The 17714-nt window shown below is 60.3% G+C and carries 17 protein-coding genes and 1 pseudogene; 7 read left to right on the top strand and 11 right to left on the bottom strand.

Annotated elements, in window-relative coordinates; all coding sequences use genetic code 11:
• Positions 1-115: 115 nt before the first annotated feature.
• From JOE32_RS11335 to JOE32_RS11325, 3 genes are all read right to left on the bottom strand, one after another.
• Positions 116-1435, bottom strand: a complete 1320-nt coding sequence (locus tag JOE32_RS11335) for a PAS domain-containing methyl-accepting chemotaxis protein (RefSeq protein ID WP_209984048.1) — start codon at positions 1433-1435, stop codon at positions 116-118.
• Between the two features lie 257 nt (positions 1436-1692).
• Positions 1693-2751 (bottom strand): diguanylate cyclase, encoded by a 1059-nt coding sequence (locus JOE32_RS11330; RefSeq protein ID WP_209984046.1) that lies wholly within the window; start codon positions 2749-2751, stop codon positions 1693-1695.
• 177 nt (positions 2752-2928) lie between these two features.
• Complete coding sequence (locus JOE32_RS11325; protein ID WP_209984044.1) at positions 2929-3567, bottom strand: TetR/AcrR family transcriptional regulator; 639 nt, start codon at positions 3565-3567, stop codon at positions 2929-2931.
• A 121-nt stretch (positions 3568-3688) separates the two neighbouring features.
• On the opposite strand from JOE32_RS11325, the gene JOE32_RS11320 reads away from it, so the two are divergent.
• Complete coding sequence (locus JOE32_RS11320; RefSeq protein WP_209984042.1) at positions 3689-4729, top strand: MBL fold metallo-hydrolase; 1041 nt, start codon at positions 3689-3691, stop codon at positions 4727-4729.
• A 109-nt stretch (positions 4730-4838) separates the two neighbouring features.
• On the opposite strand, the gene JOE32_RS11315 is transcribed toward JOE32_RS11320, so the two are convergent.
• From JOE32_RS11315 to JOE32_RS11280, 8 genes and pseudogenes are all read right to left on the bottom strand, one after another.
• Positions 4839-5063, bottom strand: coding sequence for a hypothetical protein (locus JOE32_RS11315; RefSeq protein ID WP_209984038.1), 225 nt, complete (start codon positions 5061-5063; stop codon positions 4839-4841).
• 46 nt (positions 5064-5109) lie between these two features.
• The gene (locus JOE32_RS11310) at positions 5110-5490 is read right to left on the bottom strand and encodes a helix-turn-helix transcriptional regulator (protein ID WP_209984036.1); all 381 of its coding nucleotides are present in this window, start codon (positions 5488-5490) and stop codon (positions 5110-5112) included.
• Between the two features lie 106 nt (positions 5491-5596).
• Positions 5597-6550, bottom strand: a complete 954-nt coding sequence (locus JOE32_RS11305) for a hypothetical protein (protein WP_209984035.1) — start codon at positions 6548-6550, stop codon at positions 5597-5599.
• A gap of 387 nt (positions 6551-6937) precedes the next feature.
• The gene (locus JOE32_RS11300) at positions 6938-7585 is read right to left on the bottom strand and encodes an HAD-IB family hydrolase (protein ID WP_209984033.1); all 648 of its coding nucleotides are present in this window, start codon (positions 7583-7585) and stop codon (positions 6938-6940) included.
• A 71-nt stretch (positions 7586-7656) separates the two neighbouring features.
• A pseudogene (locus JOE32_RS11295) lies at positions 7657-7833 on the bottom strand (HNH endonuclease); the annotation flags it as partial.
• Positions 7834-8424 carry a hypothetical protein gene (locus tag JOE32_RS11290; protein WP_209984030.1) on the bottom strand — a complete coding sequence of 197 codons (591 nt, stop codon included), beginning with the start codon at positions 8422-8424 and terminating at the stop codon, positions 7834-7836. It abuts the pseudogene before it with no gap.
• Positions 8421-9671, bottom strand: a complete 1251-nt coding sequence (locus tag JOE32_RS11285; protein WP_209984029.1) for a ribonucleotide-diphosphate reductase subunit beta — start codon at positions 9669-9671, stop codon at positions 8421-8423. The genes JOE32_RS11290 and JOE32_RS11285 overlap by 4 nt, the downstream gene beginning before the upstream one ends.
• Positions 9672-10237: 566 nt before the next feature.
• On the bottom strand, positions 10238-10507 hold the full coding sequence (locus JOE32_RS11280) for a DUF2790 domain-containing protein (protein ID WP_209984027.1): 270 nt from the start codon (positions 10505-10507) through the stop codon (positions 10238-10240).
• A gap of 397 nt (positions 10508-10904) precedes the next feature.
• Between JOE32_RS11280 and acs the strand changes: the two genes are divergently transcribed.
• From acs to JOE32_RS11250, 6 genes are all read left to right on the top strand, one after another.
• Positions 10905-12860 carry an acetate--CoA ligase gene (gene acs / locus JOE32_RS11275; RefSeq protein ID WP_209984025.1) on the top strand — a complete coding sequence of 652 codons (1956 nt, stop codon included), beginning with the start codon at positions 10905-10907 and terminating at the stop codon, positions 12858-12860.
• A 599-nt stretch (positions 12861-13459) separates the two neighbouring features.
• A complete protein-coding gene (locus JOE32_RS11270; RefSeq protein ID WP_003233533.1) occupies positions 13460-14245 on the top strand; it encodes an ABC transporter substrate-binding protein in 786 nt (261 codons plus the stop codon).
• A gap of 92 nt (positions 14246-14337) precedes the next feature.
• Positions 14338-15027 carry an ABC transporter permease gene (locus JOE32_RS11265; protein ID WP_057010047.1) on the top strand — a complete coding sequence of 230 codons (690 nt, stop codon included), beginning with the start codon at positions 14338-14340 and terminating at the stop codon, positions 15025-15027.
• Positions 15024-15722 carry an ABC transporter permease gene (locus JOE32_RS11260; RefSeq protein WP_209984023.1) on the top strand — a complete coding sequence of 233 codons (699 nt, stop codon included), beginning with the start codon at positions 15024-15026 and terminating at the stop codon, positions 15720-15722. Before JOE32_RS11265 ends, JOE32_RS11260 begins: the two co-directional genes overlap by 4 nt.
• Before the next feature lies 1 nt (position 15723).
• Positions 15724-16836 carry a succinylglutamate desuccinylase/aspartoacylase family protein gene (locus tag JOE32_RS11255; protein ID WP_209984020.1) on the top strand — a complete coding sequence of 371 codons (1113 nt, stop codon included), beginning with the start codon at positions 15724-15726 and terminating at the stop codon, positions 16834-16836.
• A gap of 27 nt (positions 16837-16863) precedes the next feature.
• On the top strand, positions 16864-17628 hold the full coding sequence (locus JOE32_RS11250) for an ATP-binding cassette domain-containing protein (RefSeq protein ID WP_209984018.1): 765 nt from the start codon (positions 16864-16866) through the stop codon (positions 17626-17628).
• Positions 17629-17714 lie beyond the last annotated feature (86 nt).

Raw genomic sequence — 17714 nt, 5'->3', positions numbered from 1 at the left:
TCGTCGCACCGCCGCTCCCACAGGGGAGCTGCGCTTAACTGACTGGCATTAGGGCAAGTCCCCTCCCACATTAGGCACCCTTTGGCATTGGCACCGTTTGGCGGATCAAGCAGGGTCAGTTGCTGACCCGCTCACCGGCAAACGCACTCACTGCCTGCACCGCCTCGCTGGTGCCCTGGCGAATCTGCAGGATCACCGTGCCGGCGCGGTTGGCGAGGTCCACGCCGAGGGCTGCGCGGTCGCGGGTGCCGTCCATGCTGTCGATGGCCTGGCGGGTCTCTTCCTGGATCATTGCGATCATGCCGGATATTTCCATGGTCGAACCGCTGGTGCGGGCCGCCAGTTGCCGTACTTCATCGGCCACTACCGCAAAACCGCGGCCCTGTTCGCCGGCCCGTGCCGCCTCGATGGCCGCGTTGAGGGCCAGCAGGTTGGTCTGATCCGCAATCCCGCGAATGGTGTTGACGATGGCGGTGATCTGTTGCGAACGCTCGCCCAGTTTGGCGATCAGTTGCGACGAGCCGTCGATGTCTGCGGCAATTTCGCGCATGCCACTGGCCGATTGCTGAATCACCTCGGCGCCTTGTTCCGCGATGTCGCGGGTGCTGACGGAGATGTGATACGCCTGCGCCGCACTCGCGGCGTCGGCGGCATGTTGTTGCACGCGGGCGGTGATGTCGGAAGCGAACTTCACCACCTTGCACAGGCGCCCGCTGGCGTCGTACACCGGGTTGTAGTTGGCCTCGAGCCACACGGTCTGGCCATTTTTGTCGATTCGCTCGAACTGTCCGCTGAACAGTTCGCCCTGGTTAAGACGCTTCCAGAAATCGGCATAGGCCGCGCTGTTGGCCGATTCCGGCGTGCAGAACAGGCGGTGATGCTTGCCCTGAATCTGCGCCAGGCTGTAGCCCATACGCGTAAGGAAATTCTCGTTGGCGGTGATGATGGTGCCGTCGAGGTTGAACTCGATCACCGCCATGGCGCGGCCGATGGCTTCGAGTTTGGCGTTGGCCTCGCTTTCGGCCTGCAGGCGTGGGGTCACGTCCAAGGCGTACTTCACCACTTTGATCACAGTGCCCGCTTCGTCACGCACCGGGTTATAGCTGGCTTCCAACCACACCGACTGGCCATTGCTGCTCAGCCGCTCAACGGTGCCGGACTGAAACTGGCCATTGCGCAGTTGGGTCCACAGCTGGCTGTATTGCGCGCTGCGGGCAAATTCGGGCGTGCAGAACAGGCGGTGCGACTGGCCGATGACTTGCTCGGCGCGGTAGCCCATGGCTTGCAGAAAATTGTCATTGGCGCGCAACACGGTGCCTTGCAGGTCGAATTCGATCACGGCCATGGAACGCTCAATGGCGTCGAGCAGGCTGGATTGCTGGGCAAGGGTGTGTTGCAGGGCAGTGATGGTTTTTTTGTAGGCGTTGAATAGCATGTGCAGTGCTCGGACAAGCAACGTCGTGAGTTATCCATGGATTGGCGCTTGCCCCGTTTGGCGCTTGGCCTACGGCGGACGTGCTCATTGTCGACTTCCTGATGCCGACAGAAGGTGGAACGGGCTTATGAGTGATCAGCCTGACAACAAGTTCGCCCCAGGGGCAGGACCTTTTTTGGGCAGGTGACCGATAGTGGCATTATGCTGTCGCCGGAGGACGATGAAAGAAGATTCTGACGAGGTGTCGTACGACGACTTCAGGCGAAATGGGCAATCACCTGGTCGCTGACCTTGACCCGGTTGCGTCCGGTGTCCTTGGCGTCGTACAGCGCGCGGTCCGCCGCATTCAGCCACATCGAGGCATCGCTGAAGAAGGGCTGGAAATCCGCCAGGCCGATGCTCAGGCTGACCCTTAATTCGGGAATCTGCGGGTGACGGTAATTGCTGAAGGTCTCGCGCATGCGTTCCATGATCTGCGCGGCGTCAGCCAAAGGCATTTGCGGAAGAATCACACAGAACTCATCGCCGCCGTAACGCCCGGCCAGGTCCTTTTCCCGCAGCTTGCGTCGCAGTTCCAGGCTTAGCTCGCGCAGCACTGTGTCGCCAACGATGTGGCCGTGGGTGTCATTGATCTGCTTGAAGTGGTCGATATCGATCAGCGCAATGGTGGCGTGGCTGCGCTGTTGCTGGCACTCATGGAACTTGAGGTGCAGCAGGTCTTTCCAGGAGCCGTGGTTGAGCAGGCCAGTGAGGCTGTCAGTGCGGCTCAGGGCACCGAGCGCGCGTTTGTGTTCCGACAGTTTGATTGCCAATTGGTAACAGACCATGCCGATGGCCATGGGGTAGAGCGTCAACATCGGCAGGCAGCTGTAGACCTGAAGCCGGCTGACATCGGGGTTCAAGTGCACACCGAACAGCGCCCACGCCACTGCGATGCCGACGCCCTGGGCCAGCAGGCCGCGCAGGAACAGACGCTTGCCGCCGGCCGCGACATTGTTCATGGTGATCATCGACAGGATGGTCACGGTGGTCAGCGGTGTGAATTGCACGGCGGCGACCCAGAAGCCGCCGAACACCGAGTCGTACAGGAAGTTGCGCTGTTCGGCCTGGTAGGGAAATTGCGAACGGGTCGACAACTGGTACGCCGCATGCCCCCATATGAACCCGTTGAACAGCAGAAACGCCCACACCCAACCCGGCATGGCCAGCGGGTATAACGCACCGGTGACACTGATGCTGCCGACAACCAGGCCGATGATCCTTGGCTGGTAGATACGCCTGGCAAATGAAAGTCCTTTGCCTCGTCTGTTTTCCATAAATTCCTGGCCCAGCTGATTTTTTACAGGTACGGCGGTGCGCGTTCGCTGGATCAACCGTTGATCGGATAATGACCGGGAATATTGTCAGTTATTTGTAAGGGAATAATCAGTGGCCTTGGAGGCCATTTGCACAAATCGGGTGACGAATGCGCCAAAAGCGACCGTCGATGTCGCTTATGGCACAGTGCCAGTGAGGGGCGTGGGGCGGACTTCGTAGCCCGCGAGGAACAGGTCGATGGCCGACTCGATCACGCGGGCCTGTTCGGCCGCTTCCAGGGTGGGTTGGCCGAGGGTGATCTGCGGCCAGAACGCAAAGGCCTTGAGCAGGCTTTGGATCTGGTGCGCGGCGAACGCCGGGTCGGTGCAACTGAGGCGGCCATCGTCACGCGCGGCGCGCACCCATTGGGTAAAGCCTTCTTCGCGTGAGCTCAGGCGGTTGACCATATCCTGCGCGCGCTCCGGCGAATGGATGGTGGCGGCGATCGCCACGCGCGCCAGGTCGAGGAAGTTGGCGTCCGACATCATCTGCATCTTGGCGGCGAGCAAGCCGCGCAGTTGCTCACGCAACGGGCGGTCGCCGGCGTAGCTGATGTCGAGTTGCGCGACGCTGCTGGCCCAGAGTTGATGGAGGATCTCGGCGAACAGCTCCTCTTTGCTGGGGAAGTGGTTGTACACCGTGCGCTTGGAGACGCCGGCGGTGGCGGCAATCCTGTCCATGCTGGTGACCTCGAACCCATTGGCGCGAAACTCGGCGATGGCCGCCGCCACAATGGCTTCGCGCTTGCGGTCGGTGAGGCGTTGGGGGGCAGTCATGGCGGGCGATGGGCTCCGAGAGAAATTACACTCGGCAGTTTACTTGCTCCGGGTTTTGTTGCAATCTTGAAACTACACTGTGCAGTGTAATTTTCCCGCAGTTCGCAGGAGCTTTGTTGTAATGGCCACCACCTCATCCCAAGAAACCGCGCCTGCCGAGCAGGCACAGGGGCAGTTCAGCAACGGCACCCGGGTGCCCCACGGCGGGTTTGGCAAAACCCTGGGCATCTTCTGGAAGATGCTGTTCCACAAACCGCGCAACACGCGGCCGGTGGGCGAGATCCCGGTGCAACCCTTGACGCGTGAGCAACTGCTGGCCGCGCCCGATCACAGCGTGTTTCGCTTGGGACACTCCACCGTGTTGCTGAAAATGCGCGGCAAGTTCTGGCTCACCGACCCGGTGTTTGCCGAGCGCGCATCGCCTTTCAGTTGGGCCGGGCCCAAGCGGTTTCATCAGCCGCCCATCAGCCTTGCAGCGCTGCCGCCGCTGGAGGCGGTGATTCTGTCCCACAACCATTACGACCATCTGGACCGCAAGGCTGTCATCCAACTGGCCGACAAGACCCGTTACTTTCTGGCACCGCTCGGCGTGGGCGACACGCTGGTTAAATGGGGAGTGGACGCCAGCAAAGTGCAGCAACTGGACTGGTGGGAAGGAACGGAGGTGGAGGGCATTCGTTTCGTGGCCACGCCCGCCCAGCACTTTTCCGGGCGCGGGCTGTTTGATAGCAACCAGACCCTGTGGTGTTCGTGGGTGATGATCGATGCTGCGCGGCGCATTTTCTTCAGTGGCGACACCGGCTATTTCGACGGCTTCAAACGCATCGGCGAGCAGTACGGCCCGTTCGACCTGACGCTGATGGAAACCGGCGCCTATAACGTCGACTGGCCCCACGTGCACATGCAACCGGAGCAAACCCTGCAGGCCCACATCGACCTCAGGGGCCGCTGGCTGCTGCCGATTCACAACGGCACATTCGATCTGGCGTTCCACGCCTGGCACGAACCCTTCGACCGCATCATGGCCCTGGCCTGGGAGCGCAACGTGTCGATTACCACGCCGCCAATGGGGCAGGCGTTCAGCCTGAATCAACCGGAACGCGGGCACGCTTGGTGGCTGGAGGTTGAGACTCAAGGTGCGCAGGCGCGCGTCTCAAGCTGAGGCGCGGACACCTTTGGAAAATGACTTTTCAAGGTTTTTCAGCGTTGCTACAAGCGGCAGGGGAGTGCGACCTGATCACGGCACGGCCATGAAGGGGGCGCTATCCGGCTCACTCTGTGGCTGGGGCGATTCGATGATCTCCTGGTTTACCCAGGTGATATTCCAGAGCCTGAGCCCGCAAACCCGACTGCACCGCCTGCGCCTGCGGGAAGTGCGGCGCTACGGTGACCAGATACTGGAAGGCGGCAGCCGCCATGCTGACAGCACGGCATTCCTGGCCTGGGCCGCGCGCTACCATGGCAGCAACCACCGCCTGTGCAGTGCGTGTCGGCATGAACGCTGGTTGAAACCGCTGAAGTGTCCGGTTATTCGATTGGATACTACACACCATTCGGTTGAGGGGTTGATGAGTCAATTGATGACGCTGTTGAACCCATGAACCGCGAGAGAATGCCTGGGGCGGCCGGCTCGGGCGCGGCGGTATCAAACCGGCGCACACTCATCCCCCACCCCGGCGCAAACCCCGGGAAGAACACCAGGCCTTCAGCCTCCAACCGAAACGCCAGTGCCAGGCGCACCTCATCGTCCACCTGCGCGCGGCTTTCAAACTGTTGCACCGACGCCACCAAAACCCCGGCCTGGCGGGCCAGGTCTTCGTGGCTCCAGCCCAGCATGGCACGGGCCTGTACGCTGTGTTTGGCGGTGAATTGGTGCAGGACGATCTGCTGGTCTACGAACGAGCTCATTGCCAGAGAGGACATGGGGTTTCTCCAGGATTCGACGGGAAGGCAAACTATACTGGTTTTTTGTACAGTTGTTTGCGCCGTTCATCTACTGGGCAAATGTGCCGTGTGCACGCGCGACTGCTTAAAGCGTCTGCAGCCCCGGCGCTTCGCGAATAATCAGATGATCCAGGTTCTCGATATTCGCGCTGAACACCCCGAACGTCTGCTCGGGGTTCTTTTTGCTCGGCACCTGTTTCAGCTCCGGCGTCACGCCGTAGAAGAAGCAATACAACGCCCGCTCACTGCTCGCCGCCGCCTTGATCTGCTCCAGGAACGCCGTGCGCTTGCGGTAGTTCTCGATGAGTTTTTTGCTCAGGTACACGTTGACCGAATACGGTTTTTTGTCGAGCCACACCTTCTTGTCGAAGTCGATGCGAAAGCTGCTGGTGTAGTCCTTGATGGCCTTGATCCTGCCCCAGTAGATCAGGCCCTTGTTGTCCTGCAGGTATTCGATCTTCTTGAAAAACGTCCAATAGGTCGCGGTGTGCTCGCCGATCTTCAGCGGCATCGCCTTGAGCCGGTCCTTGTCGTCGATGTTCGACACATAGCATTCCACCGGGTGGGCGAACATGCTGGTCTTGTCCGGGGTGGTGTCGCTTGAACTCACGGGCAGGCTGACGCGGTTGGCGGACGGGTTCGCAGGCTCAGGCAAGGTCTGCCCCTGGCTGCCGGCCGCTGGCGTTTTGCGCGGGTAGCTACGGCGCGTCAATACAAATTCCGAGGGGAAATTATCCTCGCGCGCGTCGTCGCTTTCTCCGCTCGCCGCCTTGTGCAGGCTGGCATAGCGACAGCCGTCGATATGCTGGGTGCCGGTCCTGTTCTTGAAGTGCGGCGTGCGCAGGTAATTGACGTTTTTCGCGTTGAACGTGGCCAGCGTATTGCCCGCCTCGAACGCCGCCCGGCATGCATCGTTGGGGCACAGGAAGCTGTCCTTGTCGGAATCGTAGGCGGCGGTTTCGTCGAAATTCAGGTCTCGCACGTCGTAGATCGACAGCTTGTCATCGAGACTCAGGCTATAGGCCGTATCGAACTTCATGGGGGCTCGGGTCCGTGAGAGGGATGGCCCGATACTACGCAACTATCAGACTGACGCAGAGCAAAAATGTGGGAGGCTCCGCCAAGTCTCCGACTTAACGCTGTCGCGCAGCAAACTGGAGCCTATGTGGCGAGCGGGCTCGCCCCGCGTTGGGGGGCGCAGCGCCCCCAATCAAGGGAAACACGGTGTAACTGACGCTGCCCGGCGCACGGTTTTGGGGCTGCTGCGCAGCCCAACGCAGGACAAGCCTGATCGCCACAGGAATGTGGCTGCCTGGAATTTCAGGTTTTAAATCAAAAAGTTATTTTGTGTTTGATAAGAGCTGTCGAGCCCCAGCGAGGCAGCGATGGGATCGCCTGGGTCCACCGCCAACCCCCACTTCGCGCATCAACGCTGCAACCGCGGCCGCCGCTTCTTTTTCGCATGAAAATGCCGAAAATGCGCATCCTGCGCCGCCGCCAGCAATTCGCGATCCCCGCGCGTGTCGCCCCAGGCCCTGAGCCGATAGGCCCCCAGGTCCCCATACACGGCTTCAAGGCGCAGCACCTTGTTCTCGCAGCGGCAATTATTCCCCGTGAGCTTGCCGGTCAGCACGCCATCCACCACCTCAAGCTCGGTCCCGATCAAGCGGATCCCCAGCCGATCGGCAAACGGCTGCAACACCAACGCCGGCGACGCCGAACACAGCGTCACCACCGCCCCCGAGCCCAACTCCTGCTCCACCGACAACACACCCGCCGGGCGCATCAACCGCGCCCAATTGCGCTGGCAATACTCCTCGGCCTTGCGCTGCACCCACGTCTTCTCCACCCCGGCCATAAAGGTGCGGATCAACTGCGCCTTCAACTCGTCCCGACTGATCTGCCGCACCAGAAAGCGCAGCCCCGGCACCGCCAGCTTCACGATGCGGCCATAGAACGCACCCGTGCCGAAAGCGAACTTGAGAAAGGGCACGAAACTGTCGTGGTGGGTGAGGGTGCCGTCGAAGTCAAAGACAGAGAGTATTTTGGCGTCAGCGGGGCCGGCTTCGAGCATGTCTGGGTTCACGGATTGGCCTCGGTCCTATCGAATATGTTTGAAGGTGCATCAGGTGTGACCGCAGGAGTTTACTCCCGTGCCAATCTTCCGACTTTGGCGTAAAGCGCTTCAGTGAAAGCATCCCGGTCGCTCGACCGGTGACAACGCTGATGGCAATTGGGGCACAAGGCTACAGCATTGGAGATGCGATCCGAACCCTTCTGGGCGAGGTGCTTGACGTGATGTACTTCAAGAAATGGCTGGCCTTATAGATAGTCCATTTGTTCCAGCCGTTCACGCGCCTTGTCCAACGCAGCTTGTTGCTCGCATAACTGCCAGCGCAGGTTGATAAGCTGTTCTTTCTGCTGTGCGATTGTTAGCCCCGTGGAGTTATCCAGTAGCTGTTGCGCATGCTGTTGGATCCTTTCAATGTTGTAGACGACAAGGCCTACTCCACGCTTTGCAGAAAGCTTGTCTGCTTTGGCTAGATGTTGGGCTTTCAGCACGATGCCGCTTGCAATCAAACTACCGCCGGCTGCCGCAATGGTATAGCTGACAAGCGCGGCGGCCAGCTTAAGGTCGGTAAAGTATTTAGCTACTTCGACGTTAGCGGCGGCTTCTTGCAAACTATAGGACAGGTATCCACCCGCGAGGGCCAGGATAAAACCTATGATGCAGAGGACAAACGGTTTCCTGAAGACAAACCCACCGAGAAACATCCAGGTGGCCAGTCCGATTGCGGTGATTATGATTAGGGTGGAGTAAAGCATTTCCATTTGCTGAATCAACCTTCTAAATTCTATTTGCAAAAAAAAGAGCCGCTCAATGGGCAGCTCTTTTGATGGTTCTAACTTCAATCCCAGCTCAACGCACCACCCGTCTGATACTCGATCACGCGGGTTTCGAAGAAGTTTTTCTCTTTCTTCAAATCCATGATCTCACTCATCCACGGGAACGGGTTGGTCGTGCCTGGATACTCTTCCTTCAACCCAATCTGCGACAGACGGCGGTTAGCGATGAACTTGAGGTAATCCTCCATCATCGCCGCATTCATGCCGAGAACGCCGCGCGGCATGGTATCCCGCGCGTATTCAATCTCCAGTTGCGTACCCTGCAGAATCATCTGGGTCGCTTCTTCCTTCATCTCGGCATCCCACAGGTGCGGGTTTTCGATTTTGATCTGGTTGATCACGTCGATACCGAAGTTCAGGTGCATCGACTCATCGCGCAGGATGTACTGGAACTGCTCGGCCACGCCGGTCATTTTGTTGCGGCGGCCCATGGACAGGATCTGGGTGAAGCCGCAGTAGAAGAAGATGCCTTCCAATACGCAGTAGTAGGCGACCAGGTTGCGCAGCAGCTCTTTGTCGGTGTCGACGGTGCCGGTTTCGAACTTCGGATCGGAGATCGAGCGGGTGTACTTGAGGCCCCAGGCAGCCTTTTTGGCAACCGACGGAATCTCGTGGTACATGTTGAAGATCTCGCCTTCATCCATGGCCAGGGATTCGATGCAGTATTGGTAGGCGTGGGTGTGGATCGCTTCTTCGAAGGCCTGGCGCAGGATGTACTGGCGGCATTCCGGGTTGGTGATCAGGCGGTACACGGCCAGCACCAGGTTGTTGGCGACCAGCGAGTCGGCGGTGGAGAAGAAGCCGAGGTTGCGCATGACGATGCGGCGTTCGTCGTCGGTGAGGCCTTCGGGGGTTTTCCACAGGGCGATGTCGGCGGTCATGTTGACCTCTTGCGGCATCCAGTGGTTGGCGCAGCCGTCGAGGTACTTCTGCCAGGCCCAGTCGTATTTGAAAGGCACGAGCTGGTTGAGGTCGGCGCGGCAGTTGATCATGCGCTTTTCGTCGACGGCGACGCGGGCGGCGGAGCCTTCGAGTTCGGCGAGGCCTTCGGCGACGTCGAGTTTGTCCAGCGCTGCCTTGGCGCGCACGATGGCGGCGGAGTCACTGGCGGTAACGGCGCGGGCTTCGATGGCGGCTGCGGCGCCGGCACCGTCGAGGCGGTCCATGTTGGCTTCGGTGGCGTGGCCGGCATTGGCGCCTTTGGTGGCGACTTCGCCGTCTTCTTCTTTGTCGAATTCGTCCCAGCTCAGCATGACGTGTCGTCTCCTGCGTGAGGGCGCAAAGGTGCCCGTGTGAAACCGGATGGTTGGGTGTTCACACGGCCCTCGGGCCGCGGTGGATCTTAAGGAATCGTTTGTTGCAACAGCTCGCGCAGGCAAAAAAACGGAATGGGCTAACGGGTGCTGCGTGAGGCTTGAGGGGCGCAGGTGCAGGTGCTTGCCCTGGCGATGCCTCAGGTCTGGCTCTTCGTCCCTGTGTAAAGGGATATTGCAGGCCCGATTTACCCGCGCATTATAGGGAAAAAATCGGCTTTGTGTTGTGGCGGATGGTCACGGTGGGGGCGCAGGCAGGCGGGTATTTGGGCTAAGGCGAGGATTTACAGGGGGTTAGCGAGGCTGGAAATTTTTGAGGGGTGGTGGGGTGGTTTGTTGATGCCGGGGGGAGGGTATTTGGCGAGGATTGTGGTGGTGTGGCGGCTATCGCCTTCGCGAGCAAGCCCGCTCCCACAATGGGATTGGGGGCAGCGCCTGAATCGCATTCCAGTCAGCAAATGGCTCTTGGCCGCAAGAACGCTGTCCTGCGGCGAGCAAGAATCCGCTTATCCGTTGGAGCAACCGCCGCCCATCACGTGGTACTTGAGAATATGCCGCTGACCCTGGGAATCGTCATATTCCATTTGCACCGGTACCACGCGGCATACATCGGGAACGTTACTCATGTGCACCACCCTGGCGACATCGAGGTGGGTGCTGTAGCTGTAATCTTCAACAATCGGCGCGTCGCGGCCGGCCAGTTCGGTGGGGGCCTCGTCGGCCAGGGCGGCGGTGGCGCACAAGCTGCTGAGGGTCATTATCAATAAAGCTTTCATCGGGTCTGTCTACCTTTTTCAGGGCGAGAGGGGTCACGAGGCCCTTGTGAGGCCACGCGTGTCACTTGAGAGTTGGGACGTTCGGATTAACGTGGCCTGGGTGGGGGCTGTTGCGTTGTTAATCGCGGTGCCTTGTTGGCGGAGTTGATTTTAGGCGTGCGGGCGTTGTTCATATACCCGTGCTTTTGATAAACACTTTTGGTGGTTTTTGTAACAATCGGCCGGCCAGGGTTTTTTCAGTACGTCGCAAAGCGCCACGGGGCGCGGGCCAGAGCAGCAAGGGCTATGGCGGGGCAATTTGTAGGGTCTTGTTACTACCATCGTCGAATGGTTCTATAGGTCTGGCCCGGCTACAACGGGGCCATACAACAACAACTATGTCACCGAGGTAAGAAAGATGAGTGCGGCTTCCCTGTACCCCGTTCGTCCCGAAGTAGCAGCCAACACGCTGACCGACGAGGCGACCTACAAGGCGATGTACCAGCAGTCGGTGGTCAATCCCGATGGCTTCTGGCGCGAGCAAGCCCAGCGTCTGGACTGGATCAAGCCTTTCACCACGGTGAAGCAGACTTCGTTCGACGATCACCATGTCGACATCAAGTGGTTCGCCGATGGCACCTTGAACGTTTCCTACAATTGCCTGGACCGTCACCTCGCTGAGCGTGGCGACCAGATCGCGATCATCTGGGAGGGCGATGACCCTGCCGAGAGCCGCAACATCACTTACCGCGAGCTGCATGAGCAGGTCTGCAAGTTCGCCAACGCCCTGCGTGGCCAGGACGTGCACCGTGGCGACGTGGTGACCATCTACATGCCGATGATCCCCGAAGCCGTGGTCGCCATGCTGGCCTGTACCCGCATCGGCGCGATCCACTCGGTGGTGTTCGGTGGCTTTTCCCCGGAAGCCCTGGCCGGTCGCATCATCGACTGTAAGTCGAAAGTGGTGATCACCGCCGACGAAGGCATCCGTGCCGGTAAGAAGATTCCGCTCAAGGCCAACGTCGACGACGCGCTGACCAACCCGGAAACCAGCAGCATCCAGAAGGTCATCGTGTGCAAGCGCACCAATGGCGCGATCAAGTGGAACCAGCATCGCGACATCTGGTACGAAGACCTGATGAAAGTGGCCGGCACCGTGTGTGCGCCCAAAGAGATGGGCGCTGAAGAAGCGCTGTTCATCCTTTATACCTCCGGCTCCACCGGCAAGCCCAAGGGCGTGCAGCACACCACCGGCGGCTACCTGTTGTACGCGGCGCTCACCCATGAGCGCGTGTTCGACTACCGTCCGGGCGAAATCTACTGGTGCACCGCCGACGTTGGCTGGGTCACCGGCCACACCTACATCGTCTACGGCCCGCTGGCCAATGGCGCGACCACTTTGCTGTTCGAGGGCGTGCCGAACTACCCGGACATCACCCGGGTGGCGAAGATCGTCGACAAGCACAAGGTCAATATCCTCTACACCGCACCGACCGCAATCCGCGCAATGATGGCCTCGGGCACCGCTGCCTGCGAAGGCGCCGACGGCAGCAGCCTGCGTCTGCTCGGTTCGGTGGGTGAGCCGATCAACCCGGAAGCGTGGGACTGGTACTACAAGAACGTCGGCCAATCCCGTTGCCCGATTGTCGACACCTGGTGGCAGACCGAAACCGGCGGCAACATGATGAGCCCGCTGCCGGGCGCCCATGCGCTCAAGCCGGGTTCGGCGGCGCGGCCGTTCTTTGGCGTGGTGCCGGCGTTGGTGGATAACCTGGGCAACCTGATTGAAGGCGCCGCCGAAGGCAACCTGGTGATCCTCGATTCCTGGCCGGGCCAGGCGCGTACGCTGTTTGGCGACCATGACCGGTTTGTGGACACCTACTTCAAGACCTTCCGTGGCATGTACTTCACCGGTGACGGTGCGCGGCGTGACGAGGACGGCTACTACTGGATCACCGGGCGGGTGGACGACGTGCTGAACGTGTCCGGCCACCGCATGGGCACGGCGGAGATTGAAAGTGCCATGGTGGCGCACCCGAAAGTCGCGGAAGCGGCGGTGGTGGGCGTGCCGCACGACATCAAGGGGCAGGGCATCTATGTGTACGTCACCCTTAAAAATGGCGAAGAGCCGAACGAAGCGCTGCGCCTGGAGCTGAAGAACTGGGTGCGCAAGGAGATCGGCCCGATTGCCTCGCCGGACGTGATCCAGTGGGCGCCGGGCTTGCCGAAGACGCGTTCGGGGAAAATCATGCGGCGCATCCTGCGCAAGATTGCTACGGCTGAGTACGACGGGCTGGGCGACATCTCCACCCTGGCTGATCCGGGTGTGGTGGCGCAATTGATCGAAACGCACAAGACCATGAACGCCGCGTAAGGCTCGGCCAACACAGAAACTCCAATGTGGGAGGGGGCTTGCTCCCGATGGCGGCGTATCAGTCAAACCTCTGTGGCTGACACACCGCCCTCGGCAGCAACCCCCTCCCACATTTTTTGAGTCACATTTGCAGGGCCAATCTCTATTACCAATAAATATCCACTTCTGCAGTGACCGACTTCCTGGCGTTACCGCCCGGCGCAAATGTGTAACCCGCCGCCCAAACCTGAGGCATCCCCCTACACCCTCGCTCCAAAAAGCCGCACCCCCATCCCCCTTTGAAATAAGATTTAACACCACACTTGCCGTGCCAGAAGGGTTTGCGAATAATAGGCCCGCAATTTGCAGCATCAACAGGTTTAATATCTTTTGTCTCTGCATAAAAATCAGAGGCTGTCAATGTGCTGGAACCGCTTTCTCAGTGCTTCTGTAAATTGTTGTCGCATTGAAGAAATATCGGCTTCCGGCCTGTCGTTAGAATGCCGATCACTCGCTCGTCGTCGCAGGCTGTGCCTGAGCACGGACGCAGCGCCGCTATTCGCCGCATCGTGGGCCATGGCTCATACTGCTGTTTTGCCCTATACCGATGGAGTCCCATGATGAAGAAACTCGTGCTGTTGGGCGCCCTGGCGCTGTCCGTGTTGTCGATGCAGGCTTTCGCTGAAGGCAAGCCTCTGAAGATTGGTATCGAAGCGGCTTATCCTCCGTTTGCCTCCAAGGCGCCGGATGGCAGCATCGTCGGCTTTGACTACGACATCGGCAACGCCCTGTGCGAAGAGATGCAGGTCAAGTGCACCTGGGTCGAGCAGGAATTCGACGGCCTGATCCCTGCGCTGAAAGTGCGCAAGATCGACGCGATTCTGTCGTCCATGTCCATCACTGACGACCGCAAGAAGTCCGTGGACTTCACCAACCGCTACTACCTGACCCCGGCGCGCCTGGTATTGAAGGAAGGCACCACCGTCAGTGACAGCCTGGACGAACTCAAGGGCAAGAAGATCGGCGTACAGCGTGGCTCGATCCACGACCGTTTCGCCCGTGAAGTGCTGGCGCCAAAAGGTGCCGACATCAAGGGTTACAGCACCCAGAACGAAATCTACCTGGACGTGGCCGCCGGTCGCCTCGACGGCACTGTCGCCGACGCCACCCTGCTCGAAGACGGTTTCCTCAAGACCGACGCCGGCAAAGGCTACGCGTTCGTGGGCCCGGCCTTCACCGACGTCAAATACTTCGGCGACGGCGTAGGCATCGCGGTACGTAAAGGCGACAAGGAAAACCTGGACCGCATCAACGCAGCCATTGCCGCGATCCGTGCCAACGGCAAGTACCAGGCCATCGAGAAAAAGTACTTCAACTTCGACATTTACGGTCCTGAAACCAAGTAAACCGTCGTAGCTGTCCGTCCCCAATGGCGCAAGCAACAGAGCATTCTGAAGTTTGCGCCATTTTTTCATCCCCCTTTTCGAGGACCTGAATCATGTTGAAAGGCTACGGGGCCGTTATCCTCGATGGCGCATGGTTGACGCTTCAGCTCGCCTTGTCGTCGATGGCCTTGGCCATTGTTCTGGGTCTGATCGGGGTCGCGCTGCGCCTGTCGCCGGTGCGCTGGCTGGCCTGGCTGGGTGACTTGTACTCCACGGTGATCCGCGGGATCCCCGACCTGGTGCTGATCCTGCTGATTTTCTACGGCGGTCAGGACCTGCTCAACCGCGTCGCGCCGATGCTCGGCTTTGACGACTATATCGACTTGAACCCCATGGCCGCCGGCATCGGCACCCTGGGTTTCATCTTTGGCGCCTACCTGTCGGAAACTTTCCGCGGCGCCTTCATGGCCATTCCCAAGGGCCAGGCCGAGGCCGGCCTTGCGTATGGCATGAGCGCTTTCCAGGTGTTTTTCCGGGTGATGGTGCCGCAGATGATTCGGCTGGCGATCCCCGGGTTTACCAACAACTGGCTGGTGCTCACCAAGGCCACCGCGCTGATTTCAGTGGTGGGCCTGCAAGACATGATGTTCAAGGCCAAACAGGCGGCCGACGCCACCCGTGAGCCTTTTACCTTCTTCCTCGCAGTGGCGGCGATGTACCTGGTGATCACCAGTGTGTCGTTGCTGGCCTTGCGTTACCTCGAGAAGCGCTACTCGGTAGGCGTAAGGGCGGCCGATCTATGATCTTCGACTACAACGTCATCTGGGAGGCCATGCCGCTGTACCTCGGCGGCCTGCTGACCACCCTAAAACTGCTCGCCATTTCGCTGTTCTTCGGCCTGCTCGCTGCCTTGCCCCTGGGCCTGATGCGCGTGTCCAAACAGCCGATCGTCAACGGCATCGCCTGGCTCTATACCTACGTGATTCGCGGCACGCCGATGCTGGTGCAGCTGTTTTTGATCTACTACGGCCTGGCCCAGTTCGAAGCGGTACGCGAAAGCGTTCTCTGGCCGTGGCTGTCGAGCGCCACGTTCTGCGCGTGCCTGGCCTTTGCGATCAACACCAGCGCCTACACCGCCGAGATCATCGCCGGCAGTCTCAAGGCCACGCCCAATGGGGAGATCGAAGCGGCCAAGGCCATGGGTATGTCGCGCTATAAGCTGTACCGCCGCATCCTGTTGCCGTCGGCCCTTCGCCGTGCGCTGCCGCAATACAGCAACGAAGTGATCATGATGCTGCAGACCACGAGCCTGGCCTCCATCGTCACGCTGATCGACATCACCGGTGCCGCACGCACGGTGAACGCGCAGTATTACCTGCCGTTCGAAGCCTACATCACCGCCGGCGTGTTCTACCTGTGCCTGACCTTCATCCTGGTGCGCCTGTTCAAGTTGGCCGAGCGCCGCTGGCTGAGCTACCTGGCTCCACGGAAGCACTGATATGGAACGTATCGATCACCTGTTGCCCTGGGGCCACCTGGGCTGCGAGCGCCAACTGAGCGTGTTTCGCTTTGGCAGCGGCGAGCGCAAGGCCTATATCCAGGCCAGCCTGCACGCCGATGAACTGCCCGGCATGCGCGCCGCCTGGGAGCTGAAAAAACGCCTCACCGAACTGGAACAGCAAGGCGCCCTGAACGGGGTGATCGAGCTGGTGCCGGTGGCCAACCCGATGGGCCTGGGCCAGCTGTTGCAAGGCAGCCACCAGGGCCGTTTCGAAGTCGGCAGCGGCAAGAATTTCAACCGTGATTTCGTCGAACTCAGCGAGCCGGTGACGCAGTTGCTGCACGGCAAGCTTGGCGATGATCCCCATGCCAATGTGCGTCTGATTCGCCAGGCCATGAGCGACGCGCTCAACGCCTTGCCCGAACCCGGCAGCCAGTTGCAGGGCATGCAGCGCGTACTGCTGAGCCATGCCTGCACTGCCGACATCGTCCTCGACCTGCATTGCGACGCCGAAGCCGCGCTGCACATGTACGCATTGCCCCAGCACTGGCCGCAGTGGCGTTCGCTGGCGGCGCATTTGAATGTGAAGGTCGGTCTGCTGGCGGAAGATTCCGGCGGCAGCTCGTTCGACGAGGCCTGTTCGTTGCCGTGGCTGCGGTTGTCGCGGGCGTTCCCCGAGGCGCAGATCCCGCTGGCGTGCCTGGCGACCACCCTGGAGCTGGGCGGCCAGGCCGATACCGGGCGTGACGAAGCCATCTTCCACGCCGAAGGCATCCTCGCGTTTCTCGCCGAGCAGGGGCTGATCAAGGGCGAATGGCCCGCGCCGCAGTACGAGGCCTGCGAGGGCGTGCCCTTCGAAGGCACCGAGTTGCTGTTCGCGCCCCACGCCGGGGTGATCAGTTACCTGCGTAAAGCCGGTGAGCGGGTAGACGCCGGCGATGAAATTTTTGAAGTGATCGACCCCGTCAACGACCGCGTCAGCACCATTTGTGCGGGCACCTCGGGGGTGTTGTTCGCCGTTGAACGGCTGCGTTATGCCCAAGCGGGTTTCTGGCTGGCCAAGGTGGCGGGGCGCGAAGCGCTGCGTCACGGGCGCTTGCTCAACGACTGACCACCTGTTTTTGTGAGAACCGACCGCATGTACAAGCTTGAAGTCCAAGACCTGCATAAACGCTATGGCAGTCATGAAGTGCTCAAGGGCGTGTCCCTGGCCGCCGCGGCCGGTGATGTGATCAGCATCATCGGCTCCAGCGGTTCAGGCAAAAGCACCTTTTTGCGCTGCATCAACCTGCTGGAGCAGCCCCACGCCGGCAAGATTCTGCTCAACAACGAAGAGCTGAACCTGGTGGCCAACAAGGACGGCGCCCTGCGCGCCGCCGACCCCAAACAGTTGCAGCGCATGCGTTCACGGCTGTCCATGGTGTTCCAGCATTTCAACCTGTGGTCGCACATGACCGCGCTGGAAAACGTGATGGAAGCCCCGGTGCATGTGCTCGGCGTGTCGAAAAAAGACGCCCGCGAAAAGGCCGAGCACTACCTGGCCAAGGTCGGCGTAGGCCATCGCAAGGATGCCTTCCCCGGCCACATGTCCGGTGGCGAGCAGCAGCGCGTGGCGATTGCCCGCGCCCTGGCGATGGAACCGGAGGTGATGCTGTTCGACGAACCCACCTCGGCGCTCGACCCGGAGCTGGTGGGCGATGTGCTCAAGGTGATGCAGGACCTGGCCCAGGAAGGCCGCACCATGGTGGTGGTGACTCACGAAATGGGCTTTGCCCGTGAGGTGTCGAACCAGCTGGTGTTCCTGCACAAAGGCATCGTCGAGGAGCGCGGCAACCCGCGCGAAGTGCTGGTGAACCCGCAGTCCGAGCGCTTGCAGCAGTTCCTGTCCGGCAGCCTGAAATAGCCCTTACTGCCTGGAATTGCTTTTGCTTTATGTGGGAGGGGGCTTGCTCCCGATAGCAGTGTGTCAGTCAACACGTGTGTCTCTGC

This window comes from Pseudomonas sp. PvP025, assembly GCF_017832155.1.
GTDB lineage: Bacteria > Pseudomonadota > Gammaproteobacteria > Pseudomonadales > Pseudomonadaceae > Aquipseudomonas.
The sequence above is the reverse complement of the archived record's forward strand: the minus strand, read 5'-3'. Positions and strand labels throughout refer to the sequence as shown.

Bases quoted from the DNA above. Each gene is read 5' to 3' on its own strand.
- JOE32_RS11285 (WP_209984029.1), bottom strand. From the start codon at position 9,671: ATGCTGAGCTGGGACGAATTCGACAAAGAAGAAGACGGCGAAGTCGCC.
- JOE32_RS11310 (WP_209984036.1), bottom strand. From the start codon at position 5,490: ATGTCCTCTCTGGCAATGAGCTCGTTCGTAGACCAGCAGATCGTCCTG.
- JOE32_RS11335 (WP_209984048.1), bottom strand. From the start codon at position 1,435: ATGCTATTCAACGCCTACAAAAAAACCATCACTGCCCTGCAACACACC.
- JOE32_RS11320 (WP_209984042.1), top strand. From the start codon at position 3,689: ATGGCCACCACCTCATCCCAAGAAACCGCGCCTGCCGAGCAGGCACAG.
- JOE32_RS11330 (WP_209984046.1), bottom strand. From the start codon at position 2,751: ATGGAAAACAGACGAGGCAAAGGACTTTCATTTGCCAGGCGTATCTAC.
- JOE32_RS11270 (WP_003233533.1), top strand. From the start codon at position 13,460: ATGAAGAAACTCGTGCTGTTGGGCGCCCTGGCGCTGTCCGTGTTGTCG.
- JOE32_RS11260 (WP_209984023.1), top strand. From the start codon at position 15,024: ATGATCTTCGACTACAACGTCATCTGGGAGGCCATGCCGCTGTACCTC.
- JOE32_RS11250 (WP_209984018.1), top strand. From the start codon at position 16,864: ATGTACAAGCTTGAAGTCCAAGACCTGCATAAACGCTATGGCAGTCAT.
- JOE32_RS11305 (WP_209984035.1), bottom strand. From the start codon at position 6,550: ATGAAGTTCGATACGGCCTATAGCCTGAGTCTCGATGACAAGCTGTCG.
- JOE32_RS11280 (WP_209984027.1), bottom strand. From the start codon at position 10,507: ATGAAAGCTTTATTGATAATGACCCTCAGCAGCTTGTGCGCCACCGCC.
- JOE32_RS11325 (WP_209984044.1), bottom strand. From the start codon at position 3,567: ATGACTGCCCCCCAACGCCTCACCGACCGCAAGCGCGAAGCCATTGTG.
- JOE32_RS11265 (WP_057010047.1), top strand. From the start codon at position 14,338: ATGTTGAAAGGCTACGGGGCCGTTATCCTCGATGGCGCATGGTTGACG.
- JOE32_RS11315 (WP_209984038.1), bottom strand. From the start codon at position 5,063: ATGCCGACACGCACTGCACAGGCGGTGGTTGCTGCCATGGTAGCGCGC.
- acs (WP_209984025.1), top strand. From the start codon at position 10,905: ATGAGTGCGGCTTCCCTGTACCCCGTTCGTCCCGAAGTAGCAGCCAAC.
- JOE32_RS11300 (WP_209984033.1), bottom strand. From the start codon at position 7,585: ATGCTCGAAGCCGGCCCCGCTGACGCCAAAATACTCTCTGTCTTTGAC.
- JOE32_RS11255 (WP_209984020.1), top strand. From the start codon at position 15,724: ATGGAACGTATCGATCACCTGTTGCCCTGGGGCCACCTGGGCTGCGAG.